Annotated in this window: 1 protein-coding gene; it reads left to right on the top strand. The window is 59.8% G+C overall.

Annotated features, from left to right (window positions below; all coding sequences use genetic code 11):
- A partial coding sequence (locus tag HBN61_RS22510; RefSeq protein WP_223182432.1) for a hypothetical protein occupies nucleotides 1-233 on the top strand: 233 nt, incomplete at its 5' end.
- Between the last annotated feature and the right edge of the window lie 357 nt (nucleotides 234-590).

Genomic DNA, 590 nt, shown 5'->3' with positions numbered 1-590 from the left:
ACGATGTCTGGTTCAGCCGCTGGTGGCTTAGGCAATACGGCGTACTCAGGTGGGATTCGCCCACGCCGGGTACGTCAATGCCTGGCTTGGCCAGCGGCGTTTTGCGTGCGTTGTTAAAGAGCGGTCGGCTCGGTGGCCTGGCGCTGCGTTGTTCTGCGGCGTTGAAGGTAAATATCAACTACAGGTTGCTGAATGTCAACAACCATAAGTTGATATTTTTCTCGCGCCCATGAAAAAGCCCGCGCTAGGCGGGCTTTGGTTGTGGTGTCAGGCGGGAAGGGCAGCGCCGGGGCATGGCTGTCGTCAGTTCAGCGCAGAGCCGGGATGGAAGGGCAGGAACGAAAAGGCCGCGCCGGGGAAGGCTCCGGTGCGGCCTAGTCCTTTCGGTGTTGTACCTTCAAGGACGCCTCAATGTATCAAATGCGCGGCTGATGGGAAAAGGCCGCACTGGAGTCGAGGCGCGGCCTGTGCCGGACTGCTGTATTCCCAGGCCGGCGGAGGGAATCTATCAATGGTTGGTAGGAACGAAAAGCCCCGCGGGTGCGGGGCTTTGGTCACTTCCGAGCAGCTGGCAATGTGAGTGTGAGCTG

This window comes from Pseudomonas sp. WS 5071, from assembly GCF_012985765.1.
In the GTDB taxonomy this organism is placed as follows: Bacteria; Pseudomonadota; Gammaproteobacteria; order Pseudomonadales; family Pseudomonadaceae; genus Aquipseudomonas; species Aquipseudomonas lundensis_A.
This window is presented reverse-complemented; position numbering and strand designations above follow the sequence as displayed.